1 protein-coding gene is annotated in these 907 nt (G+C 75.5%); it reads left to right on the top strand.

Going from position 1 to position 907, the window contains the following annotated elements; genetic code table 11:
• Positions 1–25: 25 nt before the first annotated feature.
• On the top strand, positions 26–904 hold the full coding sequence (locus ACJA3G_RS37755; RefSeq protein WP_406557513.1) for an NUDIX hydrolase: 879 nt from the start codon (positions 26–28) through the stop codon (positions 902–904).
• The last annotated feature ends 3 nt before the right edge of the window (positions 905–907 follow it).

Below are 907 nucleotides of genomic sequence, written 5' to 3'. Positions count from 1 at the left end.
CACCCCAACAGATAGCCTCGCGCCCATGCCCAATGGTCAGTGGTACCCGCCGGAATGGCCCGACCGCATCCGCGCCCTAGCCCACGGCACCCTCACCCCCGTACCGCCCCGCCGCGCCGCGACCGTCATGCTGCTGCGTGCCGGGGACGGGCCCGGCGCCCTCGCCGTGCACATGCTGCGGCGCCGCACCTCCATGGCCTTCGCCGGCGGCGCCTACGCGTACCCGGGCGGCGGCGTCGACCCCAGGGACGACGCCAGACGCATCGGCTGGGCCGGCCCGAGCCGCGAGACCTGGGCGGCCCGCCTCGGCGTGGCCCCGGACGACGCCCAGGCCATCGTCTGCGCCGCCGTCCGCGAGACGTACGAGGAGGCCGGAGTCCTCCTCGCCGGACCGGACGCCGACAGCGTCGTGGGCGACACCACCGGCGACGACTGGGAGGCCGACCGCCGCGCCCTCGTCGCCCGCGACCTCTCCTTCGCCGAGTTCCTCGACCGCCGCTCCCTGGTCCTGCGCTCGGACCTGCTCGGTGCCTGGGCCCGCTGGATCACCCCCGAGTTCGAGCCGAAGCGGTACGACACCTGGTTCTTCGTCGCCGTGCTCCCCGAGGGCCAGCGCACCCGCAACGCCTCCACCGAGGCCGACCGGACCGTGTGGATCCGGCCCGCCGATGCCCTCGCCGGGTACGACGCGGGCGAGCTGCTGATGATGCCGCCGACCGTCTCGACCCTGCGCGCCCTCCTCCCGTACGCCACCCCCGCCGAAGCGGTCGACGCGGCGGCGGCCCGCGACCTCACGCCCGTACTGGCGCGGGCGAGCCTCGGCGACGACGGCGAGATCGTGCTGAGCTGGCCCGGGCACGACGAGTTCACCAAACGGGTACGCACCACGGGCGGCACCCCGTGACCC

The organism is Streptomyces sp. YS-3 (genome assembly GCF_045257485.1).
Taxonomy (GTDB): Bacteria; Actinomycetota; Actinomycetes; order Streptomycetales; family Streptomycetaceae; genus Streptomyces.
The sequence above is the reverse complement of the archived record's forward strand: the minus strand, read 5'-3'. Positions and strand labels throughout refer to the sequence as shown.